At 65.7% G+C, this 22,769-nt stretch carries 22 protein-coding genes; 12 read left to right on the forward strand and 10 right to left on the reverse strand.

What is annotated here, in order from left to right:
* Positions 1-332 precede the first annotated feature (332 nt).
* Positions 333-776, forward strand: coding sequence for a type II 3-dehydroquinate dehydratase (gene aroQ / locus QUV18_RS13395; RefSeq protein WP_300894446.1), 444 nt, complete (start codon positions 333-335; stop codon positions 774-776).
* Positions 773-1,528, forward strand: a complete 756-nt coding sequence (locus QUV18_RS13400) for a LuxR family transcriptional regulator (RefSeq protein ID WP_300894448.1) — start codon at positions 773-775, stop codon at positions 1,526-1,528. The genes aroQ and QUV18_RS13400 overlap by 4 nt, the downstream gene beginning before the upstream one ends.
* A 388-nt stretch (positions 1,529-1,916) precedes the next feature.
* On the opposite strand, the gene tsf is transcribed toward QUV18_RS13400, so the two are convergent.
* Both tsf and rpsB read right to left on the reverse strand, forming a co-directional pair.
* Positions 1,917-2,795: a translation elongation factor Ts gene (tsf, locus tag QUV18_RS13405; RefSeq protein ID WP_300894451.1), complete on the reverse strand. Its 879-nt coding sequence runs from the start codon at positions 2,793-2,795 to the stop codon at positions 1,917-1,919.
* Between the two features lie 76 nt (positions 2,796-2,871).
* Positions 2,872-3,756 (reverse strand): 30S ribosomal protein S2, encoded by an 885-nt coding sequence (gene rpsB, locus QUV18_RS13410; RefSeq protein ID WP_300894453.1) that lies wholly within the window; start codon positions 3,754-3,756, stop codon positions 2,872-2,874.
* A gap of 202 nt (positions 3,757-3,958) precedes the next feature.
* Between rpsB and QUV18_RS13415 the strand changes: the two genes are divergently transcribed.
* Together QUV18_RS13415 and QUV18_RS13420 are read left to right on the forward strand one after the other, a co-directional pair.
* A complete protein-coding gene (locus QUV18_RS13415) occupies positions 3,959-4,225 on the forward strand; it encodes a hypothetical protein (protein ID WP_300894455.1) in 267 nt (88 codons plus the stop codon).
* A 155-nt stretch (positions 4,226-4,380) separates the two neighbouring features.
* Entirely contained in the window at positions 4,381-5,589 is a 1,209-nt protein-coding gene (locus tag QUV18_RS13420) for a leishmanolysin-related zinc metalloendopeptidase (RefSeq protein ID WP_300894457.1), read from the forward strand.
* Between the two features lie 7 nt (positions 5,590-5,596).
* On the opposite strand, the gene QUV18_RS13425 is transcribed toward QUV18_RS13420, so the two are convergent.
* Positions 5,597-6,214 (reverse strand): hypothetical protein, encoded by a 618-nt coding sequence (locus tag QUV18_RS13425; protein ID WP_300894459.1) that lies wholly within the window; start codon positions 6,212-6,214, stop codon positions 5,597-5,599.
* A gap of 229 nt (positions 6,215-6,443) precedes the next feature.
* Here QUV18_RS13425 and QUV18_RS13430 point away from each other — a divergent pair, with 229 nt between their 5' ends.
* The 3 genes from QUV18_RS13430 to QUV18_RS13440 all read left to right on the forward strand — a co-directional run bounded on the left by QUV18_RS13430 (position 6,444) and on the right by QUV18_RS13440 (position 9,028).
* The gene (locus tag QUV18_RS13430; protein ID WP_300894461.1) at positions 6,444-7,337 is read left to right on the forward strand and encodes a PfkB family carbohydrate kinase; all 894 of its coding nucleotides are present in this window, start codon (positions 6,444-6,446) and stop codon (positions 7,335-7,337) included.
* Positions 7,334-8,257, forward strand: coding sequence for a pseudouridine-5'-phosphate glycosidase (locus QUV18_RS13435; protein WP_300894463.1), 924 nt, complete (start codon positions 7,334-7,336; stop codon positions 8,255-8,257). The genes QUV18_RS13430 and QUV18_RS13435 overlap by 4 nt, the downstream gene beginning before the upstream one ends.
* Positions 8,258-8,329: 72 nt before the next feature.
* A complete protein-coding gene (locus QUV18_RS13440; protein WP_300894465.1) occupies positions 8,330-9,028 on the forward strand; it encodes a DUF502 domain-containing protein in 699 nt (232 codons plus the stop codon).
* 3 nt (positions 9,029-9,031) lie between these two features.
* Here the strand turns inward: QUV18_RS13440 and QUV18_RS13445 are convergent, their stop codons facing one another.
* Both QUV18_RS13445 and QUV18_RS13450 read right to left on the reverse strand, forming a co-directional pair.
* Entirely contained in the window at positions 9,032-10,048 is a 1,017-nt protein-coding gene (locus tag QUV18_RS13445) for a patatin-like phospholipase family protein (protein WP_300894467.1), read from the reverse strand.
* 35 nt (positions 10,049-10,083) lie between these two features.
* Complete coding sequence (locus QUV18_RS13450) at positions 10,084-10,857, reverse strand: 3-hydroxybutyrate dehydrogenase (protein ID WP_300894469.1); 774 nt, start codon at positions 10,855-10,857, stop codon at positions 10,084-10,086.
* Positions 10,858-11,044: 187 nt separating this feature from the next.
* On the opposite strand from QUV18_RS13450, the gene ppk2 reads away from it, so the two are divergent.
* From ppk2 to QUV18_RS13470, 4 genes are all read left to right on the forward strand, one after another.
* A complete protein-coding gene (gene ppk2, locus QUV18_RS13455) occupies positions 11,045-11,965 on the forward strand; it encodes a polyphosphate kinase 2 (protein WP_300894471.1) in 921 nt (306 codons plus the stop codon).
* Between the two features lie 289 nt (positions 11,966-12,254).
* The gene (locus tag QUV18_RS13460; RefSeq protein ID WP_300894473.1) at positions 12,255-14,087 is read left to right on the forward strand and encodes an extracellular solute-binding protein; all 1,833 of its coding nucleotides are present in this window, start codon (positions 12,255-12,257) and stop codon (positions 14,085-14,087) included.
* A 32-nt stretch (positions 14,088-14,119) separates the two neighbouring features.
* Positions 14,120-14,236: a lipoprotein gene (locus QUV18_RS13465; protein WP_300894475.1), complete on the forward strand. Its 117-nt coding sequence runs from the start codon at positions 14,120-14,122 to the stop codon at positions 14,234-14,236.
* A 46-nt stretch (positions 14,237-14,282) separates the two neighbouring features.
* Entirely contained in the window at positions 14,283-14,759 is a 477-nt protein-coding gene (locus QUV18_RS13470; RefSeq protein ID WP_300894477.1) for an arsenate reductase ArsC, read from the forward strand.
* Positions 14,760-14,958: 199 nt separating this feature from the next.
* On the opposite strand, the gene QUV18_RS13475 is transcribed toward QUV18_RS13470, so the two are convergent.
* The 3 genes from QUV18_RS13475 to QUV18_RS13485 are packed head-to-tail and all read right to left on the reverse strand — an operon-like array spanning position 14,959 to position 18,340.
* Positions 14,959-16,323: a cytochrome P450 gene (locus QUV18_RS13475; RefSeq protein WP_300894479.1), complete on the reverse strand. Its 1,365-nt coding sequence runs from the start codon at positions 16,321-16,323 to the stop codon at positions 14,959-14,961.
* Positions 16,320-17,534, reverse strand: a complete 1,215-nt coding sequence (locus QUV18_RS13480) for a hypothetical protein (protein ID WP_300894482.1) — start codon at positions 17,532-17,534, stop codon at positions 16,320-16,322. Before QUV18_RS13480 ends, QUV18_RS13475 begins: the two co-directional genes overlap by 4 nt.
* A gap of 53 nt (positions 17,535-17,587) precedes the next feature.
* Complete coding sequence (locus QUV18_RS13485) at positions 17,588-18,340, reverse strand: cytochrome c biogenesis protein CcdA (RefSeq protein ID WP_300894484.1); 753 nt, start codon at positions 18,338-18,340, stop codon at positions 17,588-17,590.
* 92 nt (positions 18,341-18,432) lie between these two features.
* On the opposite strand from QUV18_RS13485, the gene QUV18_RS13490 reads away from it, so the two are divergent.
* Entirely contained in the window at positions 18,433-18,663 is a 231-nt protein-coding gene (locus QUV18_RS13490) for a sulfurtransferase TusA family protein (RefSeq protein ID WP_300894486.1), read from the forward strand.
* Positions 18,664-18,724: 61 nt separating this feature from the next.
* Here QUV18_RS13490 and QUV18_RS13495 read toward each other — a convergent pair whose 3' ends face one another.
* The gene (locus QUV18_RS13495) at positions 18,725-21,511 is read right to left on the reverse strand and encodes a ribonuclease E/G (protein ID WP_300894489.1); all 2,787 of its coding nucleotides are present in this window, start codon (positions 21,509-21,511) and stop codon (positions 18,725-18,727) included.
* A gap of 471 nt (positions 21,512-21,982) precedes the next feature.
* Entirely contained in the window at positions 21,983-22,738 is a 756-nt protein-coding gene (locus QUV18_RS13500; protein WP_300894491.1) for an SDR family oxidoreductase, read from the reverse strand.
* Between the last annotated feature and the right edge of the window lie 31 nt (positions 22,739-22,769).

Raw genomic sequence — 22,769 nt, forward strand, 5'->3', positions numbered from 1 at the left:
GCAGAGTGACACTTCTGCTTTGCTCATGGGTGACATTTTAGCTTTGCGCGTACATCAATTTGGCGCATAATATATATTATGTTAAATCTAATGATGCCCGGAAGAAGGCATATTACCAATATCTGCAATACCTTACGCCCCGAAGCTCCGATTGCACAGCACATTCCCCCCTGCATCCGCAACGTTTCCACCGCCCACGGCCCGGCGTTTACCAGCACCCGAGCGGGCAACTTCGCCACACCTGCCGCGCGTCCTGTCATCTACCGCACGTGATCCCTCGACAGCTTCCCTGACATCCGTTTTAAATGCCCCGCAATAAGGGCGCATAATCAATGACTTCGATACTCGTACTCAACGGTCCGAACCTCAACCTGCTGGGTCAGCGCCAGCCGGAGGTCTATGGCGCCACCACGCTGGCCGAGATCGAGGCAACCTGCCGCGCCAAGGCCCGTGACATCGGGATCGGCCTCGACTTCATGCAAAGCAATTCCGAGGGCGCGCTGGTCGACGCGATCCATGCCGCCAAGGGCACGCATGACGGCCTCATCCTCAACGCCGGCGCCTATACCCACACCTCCATCGCCCTGATGGACGCGATCAGCTCGGTCGAGCTGCCCGCCATCGAGCTGCACCTCTCCAACGTCCATGCCCGCGAGGATTTCCGCCACGTCTCCTATATCGCCCGCGTCGCCGTCGGCGTGATCTGCGGCTTCGGCCCGGCCGGCTACGAGCTCGCCATCGACGCCATGCGCCGCCACCTGGAGGCGCCAAAGTGATCCCCGCGGAGGAGCTCAACGCGCTGATCACGGCGCCCAGCATCGAGCTCCTCTGGGACATGCACACCCGCCACATGGGCCGCTACGGCTTCGACCGGCTGATCTACGGCTTCACCCGTTATCTCACGCGCCATTCCCTCGGCGACCCCGACGATTTCGTCCTGCTCAGCAACCACGACAGCGCCTATACCGACCGCTTCATCGGCGACGGCCTCTATTTCAACGCCCCCATGGTCCGCTGGGCGCTCGAGAACGACGGCGCGCGCTCCTGGTCGCTCCTGCAGGACATGATCGAGATCGGCGCCCTGACCGAGGACGAGCGCAAGGTGGTCGAGTTCAACCGCTCGATGGACGTGGTCGCCGGCTACTCGATCAGCTTCAAGTCGGTCTCCAGCCGCGCCAAGGGTGCCATCGCGCTCACCGCCCGCGCCGGCATGACCCAGGCCGAGGTCGACGAGGTCTGGGCGGACCACGGCGAAGACATCCTGCTGCTCAACAACCTCACCCACCTGCGCATCATGACCCTGCCCTATACCGGCCCGGCCCGCGCGCTCACCGACCGCCAGCGCGAGGTGCTGGAATGGGTCGGCGACGGCAAGACGGTTCAGGATATCGCGCTGCTCATGGGGCTGACGCCGCCCACGGTGGAAAAGCACCTGCGCCTGGCCCGCAAGGCCCTCAGCGTCGAGACCACGGCCCAGGCCGTTCTCAAGGCCGCGTTCCAGAACCAGATCTTCGTCGTCGAACGATAGAATTGTACGCTGGAATACAAATTTTTACCGGATGGTAAGGAAATCCCTACTTTCCTGACGCCACGTAACGTCGCATTCTGGCCACGTTCCGTGAGTGGTGGCTTAAAGCCTGGAACAGGGATCGGGAACCCCTTGCGATTTCAGGGCTCTTCGATCCCCCGGCATGTGCCGGATGCCGGCTGTGGCGCTTTATTTGTTCGGGCGTCCAGCCGGCGCTTTCCCTCCGTCAGTTCATCCCCATGATGCGGGCGGCGGGGTCTGAGCGGTACTGCGCCCTCCCCATGGGCCAGTGCCGCTTTTGATTCCAAGTGGCCCCCTGCCCTCCATCCTCACATGAAAAGGGCGCCCCAAGGCGCCCTGATCAAACGATTTTTCCGGTTTGGACAGCTCAGCCGCCGGCGGCAGTCTTCGCGACTTCCGCGGCGAAATCCTCGTCTTTCTTCTCGATCCCCTCGCCCACTTCCAGGCGCACGTAACCGGCGATCTCGGCACCCGCTTCCTTGGCGGCCTCGGCCACCGTCTGGTCGGGGTTGATCACGAAGGCCTGACCCAGAAGCGTGACCTCGGCCATGAACTTGCGCATCCGGCCTTCGATCATCTTCTCGATCACCTGCTCCGGCTTGCCGGATTCGCGGGCGATGTCGATCTGGATCTGGCGTTCCTTCTCGACGATCTCGGGGTCGAGCGACGCCTCGTTCAGCGCCGCCGGGTTGGTGGCGGCGATATGCATCGCGACCTGCCGGCCGAACGCCTCGTCACCGCCGTTCAGCGCGACCAGCACGCCGATCTTGCCCATGCCGTCGGCCGCGGCGTTGTGGATGTACGAGACAACGGTCTGCCCCTCGACCTTGGCCATCCGGCGCACCGACATGTTCTCGCCGATCGTGGCCACCTTGTCGGTGATCACGTCGTTGACGCTCTTGCCGCCCATGTCGGCCGCCTTCAGCGCCTCCACGTCCGACACGCCAAGGGCAACGCCGGCGATATCCGACACCATCTTCTGGAAATCGGCGTTCTTGGCGACGAAATCGGTCTCCGAGTTCACCTCGACAGCCACGCCCTGGCCGCCCTCGACCTGGACGGCGACGAGACCCTCGGCCGCGGTCCGGCCCGATTTCTTGGCGGCCTTGGCCAGCCCCTTGGTGCGCAGCCAGTCGACGGCGGCATTCATGTCGCCATCGTTCTCGGTCAGCGCCTTTTTCGCGTCCATCATGCCTGCGCCCGTCGAATCGCGCAGTTCCTTCACCATCGCAGCAGTGATCGCCATCTCGGCTCTCCTCAAATCTTCAGGATCGTGTGGCGGCGGACTACCCCGCCGCCCGTGTCAGTTTCGTGAAAGCGGCTCAGCTTTCGGCCTTCTCCTCGGCCTCTTTCTTGACCTCTTCGGCCGATTCGAGGTCGTAGGGCGCGTCCTTGGCCACGGTATCGTCATGCGCGGTCTCTTCGCTCACGTCGCCGGTCTCGACGCCGGTCGATTCGGCGGCGGCCTCTTCGACCGGGGCCTCTTCCATGGCGCCGATATCGACACCCGCGGCGCCCATCTGCGCCGACATGCCGTCAAGCGCCGAGCGCGAAACCAGGTCGCAGTAGAGCGAGATCGCCCGCGCGGCGTCGTCGTTGCCGGGGATGATGTAATCGACCCCGTCGGGCGAGCAGTTGGTATCGACCACGGCCACCACCGGGATGCCCAGCTTCTTCGCCTCGGCAATCGCCAGCGCTTCCTTCTTCACGTCGATGACGAACAGCAGGTCCGGCAGGCCGCCCATCTCGCGGATACCGCCAAGGCTCGCCTGCAGCTTCTCCTGCTCGCGCTCCATGCCCAGGCGTTCCTTCTTGGTCATGCCCTCGGCACCACCGCCCAGAACTTCGTCGATATGCGCAAGCCGTTGAATCGACTTGGAAACCGTCTGCCAGTTGGTCAGCGTACCGCCCAGCCAGCGGTGGTTCATGTAGTATTGCGCGCATTTCTCGGCGGCTTCCGCCACCGGGGCGCTGGCCTGCCGCTTGGTGCCCACGAACAGCACCCGGCCGTTCTTGGCCACGGTCTCGCGGATCACGTTCAGCGCCGCGTCGAGCATCGGCACGGTCTGGGTCAGGTCGATGATGTGGATGCCGTTGCGCGCGCCATAGATGAACTCGCCCATGCGGGGGTTCCAGCGCTGCGTCTGGTGGCCGAAGTGAACGCCGGCTTCCAGAAGCTGACGCAGATTGAACTCGGGAAGAGCCATGGTGTATTTCCTTTCCGGTTTACGCCTCGGCACGGGGAGAGAAGCGGGATGCTTCAACCGGTGGACCGCCGGGGATGTCTCCCCCGATCAGCCCGCCCATGCCTGCGGGATTGAATGGCGCGCATATAAACGCAGCAGCTCCCCGGCGCAAGCCCCCTGGCGCGATCCGTGCTATACTGTCCCGGCCAGAGGAGGAACCGCCATGGTCCGTCGCACCGAAGAGGAACAGTTCGCCTATCTCAAACGCGTCATGCCGATCGCCGCAGTGTGTCTGACCGTCGCCACCTTCATCATCATACGGCTCGCCGGCCACCCCGTCGACAAGGCACTGCTGATCGCCGGCATCATGCTGGGTTTCGTGCTGCTCAACTGGCTGATGCGGGTGCTGCTGGGGCCGCAGGGCTACATCGTCGCCATCGCCGCGCTGGGCCTGCTCGGCTGGCGCCTGCAACATTCCGGCCTGCTCTGACCCGGATATGTCGAAATCTTTAAGAGAATTCGACCCGCATTCTTTCAAAGAAAGCGCCCCCCACCCCGCCTCAACCATTGCGCGACCCTCACCCCATGTTACCCTGACCCGGAAGAACCCGCGTGGCCGCGCCGCGCCAACATGAAGTCCCGCCGATGACCCGGTTTGCCCTGCCCGCCCAATTCGCCGACATGCTGGCCCGCAATGGCCCTGCCCCTGCCGCTGAACCGGCCTCCCTTTCCGCCCCGCACCCGGCCCTTTTCTTCGACTGGCTCGCCCCCGCCGCCACGCGCGCGGCCTCGAACGGCCCCGCCCACCTCTTCTCCGAGGACGCGGTCGACACGTTCGATTTCGTCACCACCGCCGAGGGCGACGGCCGCCTCCTTCCCGACCCCGAGCCCTCCGCCCTCGCCGAGGACGCCGACCCGGACCCGGCCCCGCCGCCCCAGCCGTCCGAGCCCGCCCCCGACCCCCCGCAGGAGAACGGCCGCCCCGCCGGGGCCCAGCCCGGCACGCCCACTTCCTCGCCGCCCGCGCCGCCACCGCCCGACGACAACGCCGCCTTCGGCCGCCCGCCCGGGGCCGAGCCCACGCTCCCGACCGGCCCGGTCAGCACCTACACCAGCCCCGGCCCCGCCGGCAGCAGCTACAACGTCACCATCGAGTTCGAGGGCAACTGGACGGTCGAGCTGCAACAGGCCTTCATCGAGGCCGCCGATTACCTCGGCAGCGTCATCCTCGAGGACATCCCCGACGTCTACGTCGATGGCGAACTGATCGACGACATCGTCATCACCGCCACGCTCGACACGATCGACGGCACCGGCGGCATCCTCGGCAGCGCCGGCCCCCGCGTGCTCCGGGACGACGGCACCTACCTGCCTGCCACCGGCGCCATGACCTTCGACGTCGCCGATGCCGAGGCGCTCTACGACAACGGCAACTGGGGCGCCGTCGTGCTGCACGAGATGCTCCACGCCCTCGGCTTCGGCTCGCTCTGGTCGCTCATGGACCTGCTCAGCGGCTCGGTCGCCGCCGGCGACCTGCGCTTCACCGGCCCGAACGCCACCGACACCTACAATACCGAGTTTCCGGGCATCGCCGGCGCCGATGCCGGGTCGCTTTCCGGCGTGCCGGTGGAAACCGACGGCAGCTCCGGCACCGCCGGCGGCCACTGGGACGAGGCGCTCTTCGATGAAGAATTGATGACCGGCTATATCGACGATGGCAGCTACGTCTCGGTCATGACCATCGCCACGCTCGAGGACATGGGCTACGACACGGTCTTCGACGATCCCTACGACCCCGACGACCAGTTCGGCCCGATCCCCGCCGCCCCGGTGAACGACGACCTCATCGCCTGACCCGGCCTCAGCATCGCGCCACGCCCTCCGGCGCGACCCCCGCCAGCTCCGGCACCGCCTCGGCCAGCAGCCCGTTCAACTCGCCACTCCCGACCGGCGCGTAGAACCACGTGCCCTCGTCCCAGAACAGAAGCCACATGCCGCAGCCGCCCAACGCGACCCCGGGCTTTGCCACCTCGTCCTCTCGCTCGGCCACGACCAGCCCCCAGCGCCACGGCCCCTCGGCGCCGTGCTCGATATCCTCCACGTGGCCGAAATCGTGGCCCGATATCTCGAACGGGTCCGCCCTGTCCGGATCGGTCAGCACCGCCCGCAATTCCGCCTCCGTCAGCCCCGTCTCCGACGCGTATTCCGCCAGCAGCGCCCCCGGCACATGCGCCAGCCGCTCTTCCCGCCGCTCCCGCAATTGCCGCGCCTGCACCAGCCAGTCCATCCGCACGCCGGACAGCCCGCCCGCGCCGGGATCGACCGACAGGTTCAGGAAGTCCGAGATCACCTCGCTCCGCCGTGCCGCCTCGTCCTGCCCGATCAGCCAGGCCTGCGGCAGGTTCGCCGCCAGCCCCGCCGCCACCAGCAGGCCCAGAAGGTAGTACCGGTACTTTCGCAGAAGCTGCTTCACGCCCATCGCCCTCGTTCCCTGCCCCGGTATCCCCCAGCCGCTCGCCCGCCTCAAGCCCCGAACCGCACCGCGCGCCGCGTTAACCGGGCGCGACACCGCCGCGAACACCGACGCAATACCGACGTCATACCGACGCGATGCCGACCCCGCTTTTCTCCCCCGAACCAACTCGTTAACCCCGATTCGCGCCCCCTGCCCCGGAATCCGCCTTGCACCCGGCCGACCGACACGCAACATGGGACCCATGACAGATATCCTCTGCATCGGCTCCGTCCTGTGGGACGTGATCGGCCGCTCGGCCAGCGTCATGCGGCAGGGCTCCGACGTGCCGGGCCGGATCACCCGTATCCCCGGCGGCGTCGCCCTCAACATCGCCATGACCCTCCTGCGCTTCGGCCTCCGCCCCGTCCTGCTCAGCGCCGTCGGCCGCGACCGCCAGGGCGAGGAACTCCTCGCCCGCTGCACGGCCATGGGGATGGACACCGCCCATGTCTACCGCTCCGACGACCTGCCCACCGATCGCTACATGGCCGTCGAGGGCGCCAACGGCCTCATCGCCGCCATCGCCGACGCCCACACGCTCGAAGCCGCCGGCCCCCGCATCCTCGACCCCCTCCGCGACGGGCGGTTGGCCCAGGAAACCAAGCCCTTCGACGGCCCCGTGGCGCTTGACGGCAACCTCACCGCCGAGCTCCTCTCCGAGATCGCCCGAAGCCCCCTCTTCGCCACGGCCGACCTCCGCGTCGCCCCCGCCTCGCCGGGCAAGGCCGAGCGCCTCCTGCCATTCCTGCAACACGCGCGCGGCACCCTCTACGTCAACCTCGAAGAGGCCGGCCTCCTCTGCCAGCAGCCCTTCGCCACCGCCCCCGAGGCCGCCCACGGCCTGCTCAAACGCGGCGCCCGCCGGGCCATCGTCACCGATGGCGGCAACCCCGCCGCCGACGGGCTGGGCGACAGCGTGCTCACCGGCCAGCCACCCCAGGTGCTCGTCACCCGCGTCACCGGCGCGGGCGACACGTTCATGGCCGCCCATATCGCCGCCGAAACCGCAGGCGCCGACCGCCCCGCCGCCCTCACCCGCGCCCTCGAGGCCGCCGCCCACCACGTTTCCGGAGATACAAGTCTTTGACCGACATCACCTTTTCCCCCGAGGTCTCGACCGCCCTTGCCGAGGGCGCCCCGCTCGTGGCCCTCGAAAGCACCATCATCACCCACGGCATGCCCTGGCCCGACAACCTCTCGACCGCCCGCAAGGTCGAGGCGACGGTGCGCAAGGCCGGCGCCATCCCGGCCACCATCGCGGTGCTCAACGGCACGCTCCACGTGGGCCTCAGCGAAACCGAACTCGAAGCCCTGGCAAAGGCGAAAGACGTGGCCAAGCTCTCCCGCGCCGACTTGGCCGTCTGCATGGCCCGCGGCGGCACCGGCGCCACCACCGTCGCCGCCACCATGATCGCGGCCCGCCTCGCCGGCATCGCGACCTTCGCCACCGGCGGCATCGGCGGCGTCCACCGCGGCGCGGAACACAGCTTCGACATCTCCGCCGATCTCCACGAACTGGCGCAAACCCCCGTCACCGTCGTCTGCGCCGGCGCCAAGGCCATCCTCGACCTGCCGAAAACGCTGGAAGTGCTCGAAACCCTCGGCGTTCCCGTCATCGCCTACGGGCAGGACAGCTTCCCCGCCTTCTGGTCGCGCACCTCCCCCCTGCCCGCGCCCCTGCGCCTCGACACCCCCGCCGCGATCGCGCAGGCCCACCTCGCCCGCACAGCACTCGCCCTCCCCGGCGGCCAGCTCGTCGCCAACCCCATCCCCGCCACGGCCGAGATCCCGCCCGAGGAGATCGACCCCATCATCGCCCAAGCCACGGCCGAAGCCGCCGAAAAGAACATCACCGGCAAGGCCGTCACCCCCTTCCTGCTCGACCGCCTCTTCGACCTGACCGGCGGCCGCTCCCTGACCGCCAATATCGCGCTGGTGCTCAATAATGCGGCCCTGGCCAGCGCCATCGCCACCGAAATCGCCAAACGCCAGCCCGCCCGGGCGTGACAGGAAAAGCCATTGTGGCCCAACGCAGAAGGCCTTAATTAACCTCTGTCCAGCTGTGGCAGAATATATGCAATGAATACGCCTTTCGACGACGATACCCCCAAGCGCCCCGGCCTCTTCGCCGGGCTGCGGGCCAGCTTCCTGACCGGTATCGTCGTGATCGCGCCGGTGGGCCTGACCATCTGGCTGATCTGGACGCTGATGGGCTGGGTCGACAGCTTCGTCCTGCCCCTCGTGCCCTACAACATGCGCCCCGAGAACTACATCGGGATCAACCTGCGCGGCGTCGGCGTCATCATCTTCCTGCTCTTCACAATCATCGTCGGCTGGATTGCCAAGGGCCTGATCGGCAAGTCCATGATTCGGTTCGCGGAATCCCTGGTCGACCGGATGCCGGTGGTCCGCTCGATCTACTCGGGCGTGAAACAGATCGCCGAAACCGTCTTCGCCCAGACCGAGCGCAGCTTCGAAAAGGCCTGCCTGATCCAGTACCCGCGCAAGGGCATCTGGGCCATCGGCTTCATCTCGACCGCCGCCAAGGGCGAGATCACCGAGAAGGCCGAGACCGGGGGCGAGCTGCTGTCGGTCTTCGTGCCGACCACGCCCAACCCGACCTCGGGCTTCCTGCTGTATTTCCCGAAAGAGGACGTGATCGAACTCGACATGTCGATCGAGGATGCGGCCAAGCTGGTGATCTCGGCGGGGCTTGTCTACCCCAACATGCCCGCCCCGGGCGAAGGCACGCCCGCCAAGCGCGACCGCGCCGCTTGAGCCTCAGGAATAGGCATCCGCCAGGTCGACCGTGCCGCGCTCTCCAAGGTCGTCGCGGTGCTGCTCCAGGAACCCCTCCGCCGCCCGGCGCCCGGCCGCCTTCAACCGGCTCAGCGTCAGCGGCGTCGGCATCAGCTTGGTCGCCACCGACATGTCCCGCATCAGCCGGTCGTCCGAGATCATGTGCACGAACAGCCGCTTCATCGCGCCCTCGTTGATGATGTCCTGCTCCAGCAGGCGCTGCGCGAAGTTGATCGCCCGCAACTCCCGCAGAAGCGAGCTGTTGAAGCTGATCTCGTTGATCCGGTTCTGGATTTCCTGCGGCGACCGCGGCACTTCCGGCCGGTCCAGCGGGTTGATGTTGACGATCACGATATCCGCCGGCAACTCCGCCCGGAACAGCGGGAACAGCGCCGGGTTGCCGGTATAGCCGCCATCCCAGTAATGCGCCCCGTCGATCTCGACCGCCTGGAACAGCGTCGGCAGACAGGCCGAGGCCAGAAGGCTCTCGGGGCTGATATCGTCGCCCGAGAACACCCGGATCTTGCCCGAATGCACGTTGGTCGCGCTGACGTACAGGCTCGGCCCCTCCAGGGCGCAAACCTTCTCGAACGAGAACTCCCGCGCGATCCGCTCCAGCGGATTGACGTAGAACGGCCCATAGGCATAGGGCGAGATCACCCGCGTCATCGCGTCGGCCACCAGGAACTGCGGCGAGGCCTCCAGCGCCGTCGCCACCTGCCCCGGGATCAGCGGGTTGCCCGCCATCCACCCCGGCAGCCGCAGGTCATTGAGCGCCCCCATCTGCCGCCACAGCCAGTCGAGGCTCGCCCGCGCCCCTTCTCGCCCGCCGTCCAGCCAGCCCGACTTGTAGGCCGCCCCGTTCAGCGCGCCCGCCGAGGTGCCGGTGATCGCCGCCACCTCGATATCCTGCTCGTCAAGCAGCCGGTCCAGCACGCCCCAAGTGAAGGCGCCATGCGCGCCCCCGCCCTGAAGGGCAAGGTTGATCCGCTTGGTCATGCGTCACCCCCGGTCGGCAAGATGCCGGCGCGCCCTTACAGCGCGGTCCAGCCGCCATCCACGCTGATCGTCGTGCCCGTCACCTGCGCCGCGGCGTCCGAACACAGGTACAGCGCCGTGCCACCGATCTGCTCGACCGTGGCGAACTCCTTCGAGGGCTGGCGTTGCAGCATCACGTTCTTGATCACCTCTTCCCGGCCCATGTCGTATTCCTTCATCGTGTCGGGTATCTGCGCCTCCACCAGCGGCGTCAGCACGTAACCGGGGCAGATCGCGTTGGCCGTGATCGGCTCCTCCGCCGTCTCCAGCGCCGTGACCTTGGTCAGCCCCACGACCCCGTGCTTGGCCGCCACGTAGGCCGACTTGTAGGGGCTCGCCGTCAATCCATGCGCCGAGGCGATGTTGACCACCCGGCCCCACCCGGCCTTGCGCATCATCGGCAGCGCGGCGGCCGTGGTATGAAAGGCCGAGCTCAGGTTGATCGCGATGATCGCGTTCCACTTCTCCACCGGGAACTCCGGGATCGGCGCCACGTGCTGGATGCCGGCGTTGTTCACCAGGATGTCGCAGCGCCCGGCCTCTTCCACCAGCCTGCGGCAGGCGTCCGGGTCCGACATGTCCGCCTGGATATAGCGCACCTTGACGCCGAACTCCTCGCCGATGTCACGGGCCAGCTTGTGGTCTTCCTCGTTATCCGTGAACGAGTTGATCACCACCTCCGCCCCGGCCTTCGCCAGTTCCCGCGCGACGCCAAGCCCGATCCCCGAATTCGACCCCGTGACGATTGCTGTCTTGCCCGAAACTGACATGATCTTCCCTCCGCAAGCGGTTTCAATTGGTCTGAGGGCCCACATAAGCCCTCCGCCCGGAGCCTGCCATGCTGCGCCTGCAAAATAAACGCGATAATCCCGCGCCCCGCCGCGATTTCACAGTTTTGTTGATTTCACCGTGTTTAAACGTCAGGACAAACCGCAGACGACCGGGAAAGATGACGCGATGAACCACTTTGATCACGAAGACGGCCCCTCCGACTGGCTCGCCGCCGAACTCGCCGACACGCTCGACGAGGATTTCGAACTCGAGATGTCCGAACCCGCCCTGTCGATGGAAATCCGCCGGATCTACCGCGAGGCACACCCGCCCTCGCTCGAGCGCAAGGATTACTTCGTCAAGCTGCTCACCCTGCAATCCGAACTCATCAAGCTGCAGGACTGGGTCCAGGCCACCGGCGAAAAGATCGTCGTCATCTTCGAGGGCCGCGACAGCGCCGGCAAGGGCGGCGTCATCAAGCGCATCACCCAGCGCCTCAACCCCCGCATCGTCCGCGTCGTGGCGCTCCCCGCGCCTTCCGACCGGGAAAAGACGCAATGGTACTTCCAGCGCTATGTCCCCCACCTGCCCGGCGCCGGCGAGATCGTGCTCTTCGACCGCTCCTGGTACAACCGCGCCGGCGTCGAGCGCGTCATGGGCTTCGCCTCCGAGGGCCAGGTCGAGGATTTCTTCCACGACGTCCCCGAATTCGAGCGCATGCTCGTCCGCTCCGGCATAAGGCTGGTGAAATACTGGTTCTCCATCACCGACGAGGAACAGCAGCTCCGCTTCCTCATGCGCATCCACGACCCGATGAAACAGTGGAAGCTCTCGCCAATGGACCTGCAAAGCCGCGTCAAGTGGGAGGCCTACACCAAGGCCAAGGAAGAGATGCTCGAGCGCACCAACATCCCCGAGGCGCCCTGGTACATCGTCCAGGGCAACGACAAGAAGCGCGCCCGCCTCAACTGCATCGACCACCTCCTCGGCCTCGTCCCCTACGAGCCCGTCGAACACGAGGATGTGACCCTGCCGGACCGCGTCTACAATTCCGATTACGAACGCCGCGTGCTACCCGACGACCTGTACGTTCCACAGAAATACTGACCGGCCCGCCAGCGGCCGCGATGCAGGGGGGCGCTTCGGCGCCCTTCTCGTTGAGGGGGAAGCCCGATGACCCAGGCCGCGAACCAGAAAGCCGCGAACAAAAAAAACGCCGGCACGAAGCCGGCGTTAAGTTATTGAGGCAGGTTTCATACAGGCAAGAAACCTATCGAGCAGTAACCCCTTTATAAGCAATCTGGCGCCGCGATCCAAGCTAAAAGTTTGAAAAGACGAGAATCCGTCTTTACGGTCCCGGCCAGCCATACAAAGACGTGACGGGATTGTTGCCGAAATGAGATCAGAATTTTTCAGGCGCGCCCGGCTCTGCGTCGCCTCCGCCGCCCTCGTCCTCACCGCCCCCGCAACCCTCGCGGACCCCGCCCATGGCATAGCTATGTATGGCGATCCCGCCCTCCCCCCGGATTTTGTGTCCCTGCCCTACGCCAACCCCGACGCCCCCCGCGGCGGCGCCGTCGTCACCGGCAATGTCGGCAGCTTCGACACCCTCAATCCGTTCACCCTGAAGGGCGAGGCGCCCTGGCAATTATCCTACCTCACGCACGAGTCCCTGATGGGCCGCTCCTACGACGAACCCTTCACGCTCTACGGCCTCCTGGCCGAATCGGTCGAGACCGGCCCGAATCGCGAGTGGGTCGAATTCACCCTCCGCGAAGACGCCCGCTTCTCCGACGGCTCCCCCGTCACGGTCGAGGACGTGATCTGGTCCTACCGCACCATCGGCGAGGAAGGGCACCCGAAATACCGCGCCTTCTGGAACCAGGTGGGCGAGATCACCGCCACCGGCCCCCGCTCCGTCCGCCTCACATTCACCACCGAGGACCGTGAACTGGCCCTCCTCGCCGGCATGCGCCCCATCCTCAAGAAATCCCAGTGGGACGAGCTCGATTTCGCCGCCTCCCGGCTCGAGGATATCCCAATCGGAACAGGCCCCTACACGGTCGAGAATTACGAGATCGGGCGCCACGTCACCCTCCGCCGCAACCCCGATTACTGGGGCAATGACCTCCCCTTCCGCCGCGGCACGATGAATTTCGACGAGATCCGCATCGAGTTCTACGGCGACAACACCGTCCTGCAGGAGGCCTTCAAGGCCCAGGCCGTCTCCTACCTGCGCGAATTCAACGCCGAACGCTGGGCGACGCAGTACGATTTCCCCGCCGTCGAACGCGGCGACATCGTCCTGACCGAGATCCCCCACAACAAACCCTCCGGCATCACCGGCTTCGTCTTCAACACCCGCCGCCCCCCGCTCGACGACTGGCGCGTGCGCGAAGCCCTGATCCGCGCCTTCAACTTCGAGTATGTCAACGACACGCTCACCGGCGGACGCCAGCCGCGCATCACCTCCTATTTCTCCAATTCCGACCTAGCCCTGCAGCCCGGCCCCGCCAAGGGCCGCGTCCGCGAACTGCTGGAGCCCTTCGCCGACACCCTGCCCCCCGGCACGATCGAGGGCTACCAACTGCCCGAGGGCGACGGCACCAAGCGCAACCGCGGCAATATCCGCGCCGCCATGAAACTCCTCAACGAGGCCGGCTGGAGCGTCGAGAACGGCGTGCTGACCAACCCCGAGGGCCGCCCGCTGGTCCTGAGCGTGCTTCTCCGCCAGGACGCGCTCCTCAGCCAGGTCACCACCTACATGGAGATCTACAAGCAGGCGCTGGAACGGCTCGGCATCGACCTGCGGATCGAGACCATCGACAACGCCCAGTACCTCGCCCGCGAGGCGGAATACGATTTCGACATCACCTTCATGCGCCGCGACCTGTCGCTCTCGCCCGGCAACGAGCAACGCCTCTACTGGGGCGCCGAGGCCGCGGACCAGCCCGGCGGGCGCAACCTGATGGGCATGAAATCCGACGCGGCCGACGCGATGATCGACGAAATGCTCTCCGCCCGCACGCGAGAAGACTTCCTCGCCGCCGTCCGGGCGCTCGACCGGGTGTTGATTTCCGGCCGCTATGTCATTCCGATTCATCAATATTCCGAGGGCCGGATTGCGCATGTGAAGGAATTGAGTTATCCACAGGATCATCTGCCGGTCTACGGGGATGGCGTTTGGTTCCTCCCGCAGGTCTGGTGGTATGAGGCAGAAGACCGATAACAGGCATAACAAGAAACCACGAGGGTGGACCCATGAAGAGGCTGATTGCTTTGGCGCTGATCGCTGTGGCCGTATCCGGTTGTGCAACGATCGACGGCGTTGGCCGGGATATCTCGGGCGCGGCACGCGGCGTTCAAAGCTGGTTCTAAAACCAGCGTCATCTGATTGTCACATGCTTCCGCTAGGGCGCGAGGCATGAATATTCTCGTCCTGTGCACCGGCAATTCCGCCCGGTCGATCCTGCTCGAATCCATCCTGAACACCGAAAGCGTCGGCCGCGTCCGCGCGTTCTCCGCCGGCTCGCAACCGTCGGGCCGGGTGCATCCGCAGTCGCTGAAGCTGCTCGAGGAGAAGGGCCACGACACCACCCATGCCCGCTCCAAAAGCTGGGACGAGTTCGCCGCCGACGACGCGCCCCTGATGGACATGGTGATCACCGTCTGCGGCTCGGCGGCGGGCGAAACCTGTCCCGTCTGGCCCGGCGCCCCGGTGCGCTCGCATTGGGGCGTGGACGACCCGGCCGCCGCCCCCGAGGCGGAATGGGACACGGCCTTCACCACCGCCTATGACAGGCTGGAGGCCCGCGCGCTGGCGCTGCTCGACATGAACTTCGAGACCATGGAACAGGGCGAGTTGAAAGCGACGCTGGATCGCATCGGTCAGCAGGGCTGACCAACCCGCGAAGCCGCCCTGTTGCGCGGCACACAAGATCTTGCCTGTTGCGCCCGGTACGGCGCATCAACACCCCGCGAAACTGACCGGAACACCGACGTGTTACCGACGTATTACCGACGCGATACCGACATCGCGTCCCCAGCAAAGTAACGCCGTTAACCCGATTCGCCCGGAAACCCTGTCGACAGCCGCGAAATCACCGCGGCGTCACCCGCAGCCAGATCCCGTCCTTCCCCCGCACCGTCAGGTGCGCCACCGGCATCGCCGGCCGTTCCGGAACGGCCTCGAACCGGCATTCCCTGACCAGGAGCGACAGGATCAGCGGCCCCTCGATCATCGCGAACCCCGCCCCGGTACACACCCTTTGCCCGGCCGAAAACGGCATATAGGCATGGCGCAAACACTCTTTCCCGTTCTCCGTCGCGAACCGCGCCGGGTCGAACTCATCCGGCCTTTCCCAAAGCCTCTCGTGCCGCTGCAAATGCCATGGGCTCAGCACGATCTGGCTGCCTTTCGGCACCTCCCTGTCGCGGAACCTCTCCGGGCACGCGGCCTCCCGCACCATCATCGGCACCGGCGGGTAAAGCCTTAGAGTCTCACGGAAAATATCTCTCGCCACCCGCAGCTTGCCCATGTCGGAAAAGCCCGGAACCCCCGCGCCATAGACCTCCTCCGCCTCCGCCGCCAGCCGCTCCTGCCACTCCGGATAAAGCGCCAGCAGATACAGCGCCCAGGCCAGCGCCGAGGCGCTCGTCTCATGCCCCGCCAGGAAGAAGATCGCCACCTGGTCGACCATCTCCTCCGTGTCGAACCGCTCCCCCGTCTGCGGGTCCGCCGTGGTCATGATCTTGGTCGCCAGATCGTCCGGCGCCTGCCCCTGCTCGATTTCCGCCATCCGCTCTGCCGTCAGCTGCGTGATCAGCCGCCGGATCGTCGCCGCCGTGGCCTTCGTCTTCCTCCGGTGAAAGCGCGGAAACCAACGTGGCAAGGGGATCAGCGCCCCCAGGTTCAGTACCGGCTGGCTCCGCTGATGCTCCTTGAACTCCGCAAAGACCTCCCGCGCCACCGCATGTTCAATGGGGATCGAGAACAGCGTGCGAAAGATCACGTCGGCCGCGGCGTGGCTGGTTTCCTCTTCTATTTCAAGGGGTTCTCCATCGGCCCTCGCCCTCACGCGCGCCACCGCCCCCTGCCCGGCCTCCAGCATCGCGGGGAAGGTATCGCGCAGCCGCCCGCCCTCGAAAGACGGGTCGATGATCCGCCGCTGCCGCTTCCACACCTCGCCATTCGTCACGAACACCGAGTTCCCCAGAAGCGGCCGCAACCCCTCGCGAATACGGTCCGATTTCGGAAAATCGTCGGGCCGTTCCTTCAGGATCAGGTCGACCAGTTCCGGCTGGTTGCAAAGGAAAGACCGAAAGAACGGTGTCCGGTATTCCGCCATCCACGCCCGGTACAACCTTGCCGGCTGGGCCGATAGAATATCCTGCCGAAACAACCGCATATACCGCCGCAGCGATACCGCACCCTCCCGCGCGGGGGGCTTGGGCGGCAGGGTCATGCCGCCGTGCTCGTGTATTTCGAGGCGGCGATTTCGATCCGGCTGGGCGATGGCGGGCGATCCTCGAACCGCTCCGACAGGGTCATCGGCCCGGCGGTGATCCGGAAATAGTCATAGTCCCCCGGCAGGTCGAAGGCGCAAAGGTATTGAAAATGCAGCCGAAAAAACCGCCAGCGCAGCGCCTTCCACCGCTCGGGGCTCAGCGTCTGCGTGAACGCCGCCGACAGGATCAGCGGCCAGCGCTTGCCCTCCTCCGGCGCCACGCCCGACACCGCCACCGGGTCGCACAGCGCAAAGGCACAGCCATCGCCGGGCGCCGTCACGTCGACCCAGGTCAGTTCGCTGCGGGTACACAGGAACGCAAGATCACGCCGTAACCTCTTGGCATCCGGGAGAAAAGACACCATCGGCACCACCTGCCCCAGCGACAGGAACGACAGCGTCGGCCCGTTCGCGGGCACGTATCCCAGCCGGATCAGGTCGGCCAGCACCGACACCGCCAGATGCGCCCCCGAGGAATGCCCGACGATCAGCACCTCGTCCACATCCGACCTCATCGCGTCGGCAATCTCGGCCGTGAACCGCGCCATCCGCGTCTCCAGCTCCGGCGGTTCGGCCCCGCGATGCCGTGCAGAATAGGCATAGTCATGCATCAGGTAATACGCGAAGAACTTGTTGTCTTTCCTGCGAAACCACTCCAGCGCAAAGGGCACCACCACCAGCCCCGCCCAGAACAGCCAGGGATGCACATACGCCGCCAGAAGGCTCCCCAGCCCCCAGGCCAGCAACAGCGCGATCACCAGCTGCACCAGCAGGAACCCCACCGGGTAAAGTGCTGCGATCACCGGCCCCTTGCGCAGCCGCATCAGTCGGAACAGCGCCCCCGAGGCGATATAAATCCACGCCGTGCGGATCATCAGCAAGTACGTCCCCACGATTCCCCGCTCCATGCTGTCCCGCACGATGTCCGACCAGACCAGCACGTCGAACTCGGCATCCACCGTCGCGCCGTCCATCTTGCCACGCACGCTCCAGCCATAGCGCTTCTTGCCGCGCTTGGCCTGCAGGTCGATGGCATAGCCCGAAATCTCCGCCTGCTCCGCGCCCTCTTTCCGATAGAGCTCGCGATAGCGGCGGGGATGGATCGGGTCATAGCCCGGGATGTAGAAAACGCGCCGGCGGCGCACGGTTTGCTGGGGCAAGCTGCTCATACCTCACCTCTGTTGGGCGATAGCCTAGCGCAGCTTTTTGGCAAGAGTAAGACCTAACCGAGGGTGGCAAGTGCCGGGAATGTCTCGAGAAGCCAGAAGGAAAAGGCGGAAAAGCCCCCCGTGAGCATCAGCAGCCCGATCGTCCAGAGCAGCAGGCCCATGACCCGCTCGATCTGTTCCATGTGCCGTTTCATCCACGCCATCAGCCTGCCCAGCCGGGGCAGGAAGGCCGCGACCAGAAGGAACGGCACGCCCAGCCCCACCGCGTAGACCGCCAGCAGTGCGGTTCCGCGCGTGACAGAGCCTTCCGACGCCGCCAGCGACAGGATCGCCCCAAGCTGCGGCCCGATGCAGGGCGTCCAGCCGAAGGCGAAGGCCAGCCCCAGAACATAGGCCCCGAAAGACGATCCACCCCGGTCGCCCACATCCATCCGCGCCTCGCGGTCGAGAAAGCCGATCCGGTAGACGCCCACGAAATGCGCTCCGAAGACCATGACAACTATGCCCGCCAAGGTATTGAAATACCCCTGGTATTGCAGGAACACCATGCCCGCAGCCGAGGCCGCGAAGCCAAGCAGGAGGAACACCGTCGACAGCCCCAGCACAAAGAACAGCGCCGGCAGAACGGCCCGGGATCGCGGCTGTCCGGAGGCTGAAAGGTCCCCCACGGTGATCCCGCTCATATAGGCCAGGTAAGGTGGCACCACGGGCAGCACGCAGGGGCTGAGAAACGAAATGATCCCCGCGACAAGGGCCACGGCCATGGCCGGAAGAAGGGCCGCGTCGATGATTTCGATTCCGAACATGGCGCTCACATAGACCATTCGCGGGGCCGGGTCACGAGGCCATCTGTCACAACCCTGTAGACTTGCCGTGATGCGTGGATTATCCCGCGCACATGGAAGCCGATCTTACCCTCGATGCCCGCGGATTGCTCTGCCCCCTGCCGGTGCTGAAACTGCGCAAGCGCCTGAAGTCGCTGGAGATTGGCGCGGTGCTCGAGCTGTGGGCCGACGATCCGGCGGCGGTGATCGACGTGCAGCATTACTGCAGCGAATCCGGCCATGATTTCCTCGGGATGGACGAGCAGGACGACTACACCGCCTACCGCGTCCGCAAGTCCGGCTGAGGCGTCCGACATGAAAATCCCGGCCGCGAGGGGCCGGGATCATTCGTTTCTTTGACCGGATCTACCGCCCGATCGACCACCAGCCGCGGCGTTTCGGCTTGTCGTCTTCCTCGGCCGGTTCCGCCGATGCGTTGGCGGGTTCCGGCTGACGCTCCGGTTCGGGTTCCGGCGCGCTTTCAGGCTCAGCCGGTGCCGGCTCCGAGGCCGCTTCAGGTGCGGCTTCGGGCTCGGGCTCCGGTGCCGGTTCAGGCGCCGGCTCGGCCTTCTTCGAGCGCGACCGGGTGGTCTTTTTCGGCGCCGGTTTCTTGGCGGTCTCTTCCTCTGCCACCTCCGGTGCCTCCGGCGCCTCGACCGTTTCCGCTTCGGGCTTGGCTTCGACGGCCTCCGCCTCGGGTTTGGCGTCCGCGGCTTCCGCGGCCTCCGGCGTGGCCTCGGCCTCCTCGGCCTTGGCCTTGGACTTCGACGAGCTGCGCGGCTTGCGTGTCACCTTGCGTTTCGTCGCGGGTTCAGCCTCTTCGGCTTTCGCCTCTGCGGTCTCGGTCTTGTCGGATTGGTCGTCAGCGGCTGTCTCGTCCTCCGCCTCGGGCTTGGCCTCAGGTTCGGAGCCCCCCTCTTCCGTGGAGCTGTTGTCGTCCGACGCGTCCTCGGTCCTCTGATCCTCGCCATTGCCCGAGCGGGATTTCGACCGGCGACGACGACGGCGGCGGCGCTTCTTCGGCTTGCCGTCATCCTCGCCATTGCCCGGCGCCGGAGCCTCCTCGGCCTGCTGGGCCTGATCCTCTTCGGTGCTTTCGTCCTCGTCGACATCGTCCATCAGCGAGCTGTCGACCGACACCACCGGCGCGGCCTCGGGCACGTGGCGGGTGGCGGTCTTGAACTTGTCGATGCTGAAATCGGGGCTGATCAGAACCGGGTCACCCTCGATCCGCACGGACAGGCCGTAGCGCATCTCGATCTGGGCGACATGCTCGCGCTTCTGGTTCATCAGGAAGTTGGCGATGCCCACCGGGCATTTCACCAGCACCTCGCGCGAGCGGCGGCGCACGCCTTCCTCCTCGATCTGGCGCAGGATCGACAGGGCCAGGTTGTCGTCCGACCGGATCAGGCCGGTGCCGTGACAGGCCGGGCAGGCCTGCGTGGTCGCCTCGATCATGCCGGGGCGCAAACGCTGGCGGCTCATCTCCAGCAGGCCGAAGCCCGAGATGCGGCCGACCTGGATGCGCGCGCGGTCGGATTTCAGCTTGTCCTTCAGCTTCTTCTCAACGGCGTTGTTGTTCTTGCGCTCGTCCATGTCGATGAAGTCGATCACGATCAGGCCGGCAAGGTCGCGCAACCGAAGCTGGCGGGCCACTTCCTCGGCGGCCTCGAGGTTGGTCTTGAGCGCCGTTTCCTCGATCGAGCCTTCCTTGGTGGCCCGGCCGGAGTTGACGTCGATCGCCACCAGCGCCTCGGTCACGCCGATCACGATGTAGCCGCCCGACTTGAGCTGAACCGTCGGGTTGAACATCGAGCTGAGGTAGCTTTCCACCTGGTAGCGGGCGAAGAGCGGCATCTGGTCGGCGTAGTGCTTCACGTTCTTGGCGTGGGACGGCATGATCATCTTCATGAAGTCCTTGGCCACGCGATAGCCGGCCTCGCCCTCGACATGCACCTCGTCGATGTCGCGGTTGTAGAGGTCGCGGATCGAACGCTTGATCAGGTTGCCTTCCTCGTAGATCTTCGCGGGCGCGATGGATTTCAGCGTCAGCTCGCGGATCTGCTCCCACAGGCGCTGCAGGTATTCGTAGTCGCGCTTGATCTCGGACTTGGTGCGCTTGGCCCCTGCGGTGCGCACGATCAGGCCGGCGCCCTTGGGCACGTCGATCTCGGACGCGATTTCCTTCAGCTTCTTGCGGTCGGCGGCGTTGGTGATCTTGCGGGAGATGCCGCCGCCGCGCGCGGTGTTGGGCATCAGCACGCAGTACCGGCCGGCCAGCGACAGGTAGGTGGTCAGCGCGGCGCCCTTGTTGCCGCGCTCTTCCTTGACGACCTGCACCAGCAGGATCTGGCGGACCTTGATAACTTCCTGGATCTTGTAGCGGCGCGGGCGCGGTTTGCGCGGCGGACGGATGTCATCGGTATCGTCGTCATCGGCGACCGACTCGATCGTGTCGTCCTTCGACGCGGCGTCGGACCGCTTCGACGAGGACCGGCCCTTGGACGAGCCGTTGCCGTTATCGTTGTCGTCGTGAGAATGATCATGGTTGTGATCATCCTCGCCGGACTTTGCATCCTTGTCCGCGGATTTGCCTTCGCTTTCCGCAGCTTCCGTGCCGGCGCTGTCCTCTTCGGGTTCCTCGACCGGGGTTTCCGCCACGGTTTCCATCGGCGAGAGGCCTTCCTCGTCCCCTGCCCCGGCGCCCTCGTCGAGCTCGATTGTTTCCATGCCCGAGATTTCCTCGGACGAGGTCACGGCATCGTCGGTCTTCGCCTTGGCGGCCTTCGAGCGCGACGACGAGCGGCGCGAGGAGGATTTCTTGGGCTTCTCGTCGTCATCCTCGCGGGCGCGCTGCTGCTCGGCATAGGCGCGCTCTTCCTCGAGCAACGCCTCGCGGTCGGCCACGGGGATCTGGTAGTAATCCGGGTGGATTTCCGAGAAGGCGAGGAAGCCGTGCCGGTTTCCGCCGTAATCGACGAAGGCCGCCTGAAGCGACGGTTCGACGCGCGTTACCTTTGCGAGGTAGATATTTCCGGCGAGCTGCCGTTTGTTCTCGGATTCAAAATCGAATTCCTCGACCTTGTTTCCGTCGACCACCACGACGCGGGTCTCTTCCGCGTGGGTGGCATCGATAAGCATCTTCTTAGCCATTTATGTCCGTTGCACGACAAGGACCGCCTGCACCCCGGGGGTGCGAGCGGGCGTTGGTCATGTCTTTCTGGAGCGATTTGCAACGCGCGGAAGGCCCGACCGGATCGGGTCTTTCTGTGGAACGTCGATGTTCTCGCGCGCGTCATCGCGGTTCTTCTCCAGGGCTGCGGGACCTCGGCCCCCGCCCCCGTTCATGTGCCGCATCATCATTCGGGATGTGTCGGCGTCTCGTGGTCCATCAAAGGACCCAATCGGTTGCCTCGCGATCCGTTTTTCGGGCCGAGGCAGCGAAACTCTGGAATGGTCCACAACCGGTGGACGCTATCTCCTAAATAACGGGGGACGGTGGCAAAACACAATGGGTAATCGTGACTGCGCGGCAAATCGCGAAGGCGCGGCCTGGCCGGCCGAGCGTGAAATTCGCGGAGACGTTTCACCCGCGCGGCCCGTAACCGCGCGGGTGTTGGCCCCTCAGGCCGAGAAGTTGGGCTGGCCGTTCGACGCCATGAGGCCGCCATCGACAGGCAGGACCACGCCGTTGACGAAGCGCGCGTCGGAAGAGGCAAGAAACGCGATCACGTCGGCCACCTCTTCCGGTTGGGCACCGCGGCCCATTGGAATGCGGTCCTTGAACCGTTTCATAAGGGCGTCATCCTCGCGGATCCCTTCGGACATGGCCGTTTCGGTCATCGTCGGAGCCACGGCGTTGACGCGGATATCCGGCGCAAGGTCCAGGGCCATGGCGCGGGTCATGTTGCTGACCGCACCCTTCGACGCGTTGTAGCCGAACATTGTCCAGTCGCCGCCTTCGCCCGATACCGAGGAGGTGTTGACGACAGAGGAACCGTCCGCCTTTTCAAGATGCGGAAGCGCGGCTGTCACGCAGTTGAAGACGCCGCCGACATTGGTGCGCATGATGTCCTCGAAATCGCCATGGGACAGCTCGCCCGGGGCGCCCCCGCGGGCAATGCCGGCATTGTTGACCAGACAGGTGAGGCCGCCGAAGGTTGCGACCGTTTCCTCGACCAGCTTTTCGGCGTCCTCGCGAGACGACACGTCTCCCGAGACGATGTGACGCTGCATCTCGGGCAGGTCCTTGGCAACGTTCTGGAGCTTTTCCTTCGTCCGGCCGTTGAGGACGACGTTCCAGCCGTCCTCGGCAAAACGCCGGGCCGTGGCGGCGCCGATACCTGAACCGGCGCCGGTGATGATGACGGTGCGGGTCATGCTGCTTTCTCCTACTCGTGTTGAAGGAGAA

The organism is Roseovarius sp. (genome assembly GCF_030373445.1).
GTDB lineage: Bacteria > Pseudomonadota > Alphaproteobacteria > Rhodobacterales > Rhodobacteraceae > Roseovarius.

Excerpts from the sequence above, each read along its gene's own strand:
- QUV18_RS13495 (WP_300894489.1), bottom strand. The coding sequence starts at position 21,511 with ATGGCTAAGAAGATGCTTATCGATGCCACCCACGCGGAAGAGACCCGC.
- QUV18_RS13420 (WP_300894457.1), top strand. The coding sequence starts at position 4,381 with ATGACCCGGTTTGCCCTGCCCGCCCAATTCGCCGACATGCTGGCCCGC.
- aroQ (WP_300894446.1), top strand. The coding sequence starts at position 333 with ATGACTTCGATACTCGTACTCAACGGTCCGAACCTCAACCTGCTGGGT.
- QUV18_RS13450 (WP_300894469.1), bottom strand. The coding sequence starts at position 10,857 with ATGTCAGTTTCGGGCAAGACAGCAATCGTCACGGGGTCGAATTCGGGG.
- QUV18_RS13430 (WP_300894461.1), top strand. The coding sequence starts at position 6,444 with ATGGGACCCATGACAGATATCCTCTGCATCGGCTCCGTCCTGTGGGAC.
- QUV18_RS13460 (WP_300894473.1), top strand. The coding sequence starts at position 12,255 with ATGAGATCAGAATTTTTCAGGCGCGCCCGGCTCTGCGTCGCCTCCGCC.
- QUV18_RS13445 (WP_300894467.1), bottom strand. The coding sequence starts at position 10,048 with ATGACCAAGCGGATCAACCTTGCCCTTCAGGGCGGGGGCGCGCATGGC.
- QUV18_RS13465 (WP_300894475.1), top strand. The coding sequence starts at position 14,120 with ATGAAGAGGCTGATTGCTTTGGCGCTGATCGCTGTGGCCGTATCCGGT.
- tsf (WP_300894451.1), bottom strand. The coding sequence starts at position 2,795 with ATGGCGATCACTGCTGCGATGGTGAAGGAACTGCGCGATTCGACGGGC.
- QUV18_RS13440 (WP_300894465.1), top strand. The coding sequence starts at position 8,330 with ATGAATACGCCTTTCGACGACGATACCCCCAAGCGCCCCGGCCTCTTC.
- QUV18_RS13485 (WP_300894484.1), bottom strand. The coding sequence starts at position 18,340 with ATGTTCGGAATCGAAATCATCGACGCGGCCCTTCTTCCGGCCATGGCC.
- QUV18_RS13475 (WP_300894479.1), bottom strand. The coding sequence starts at position 16,323 with ATGACCCTGCCGCCCAAGCCCCCCGCGCGGGAGGGTGCGGTATCGCTG.
- rpsB (WP_300894453.1), bottom strand. The coding sequence starts at position 3,756 with ATGGCTCTTCCCGAGTTCAATCTGCGTCAGCTTCTGGAAGCCGGCGTT.
- QUV18_RS13490 (WP_300894486.1), top strand. The coding sequence starts at position 18,433 with ATGGAAGCCGATCTTACCCTCGATGCCCGCGGATTGCTCTGCCCCCTG.
- QUV18_RS13425 (WP_300894459.1), bottom strand. The coding sequence starts at position 6,214 with ATGGGCGTGAAGCAGCTTCTGCGAAAGTACCGGTACTACCTTCTGGGC.
- QUV18_RS13500 (WP_300894491.1), bottom strand. The coding sequence starts at position 22,738 with ATGACCCGCACCGTCATCATCACCGGCGCCGGTTCAGGTATCGGCGCC.
- QUV18_RS13415 (WP_300894455.1), top strand. The coding sequence starts at position 3,959 with ATGGTCCGTCGCACCGAAGAGGAACAGTTCGCCTATCTCAAACGCGTC.
- QUV18_RS13480 (WP_300894482.1), bottom strand. The coding sequence starts at position 17,534 with ATGAGCAGCTTGCCCCAGCAAACCGTGCGCCGCCGGCGCGTTTTCTAC.
- ppk2 (WP_300894471.1), top strand. The coding sequence starts at position 11,045 with ATGAACCACTTTGATCACGAAGACGGCCCCTCCGACTGGCTCGCCGCC.
- QUV18_RS13470 (WP_300894477.1), top strand. The coding sequence starts at position 14,283 with ATGAATATTCTCGTCCTGTGCACCGGCAATTCCGCCCGGTCGATCCTG.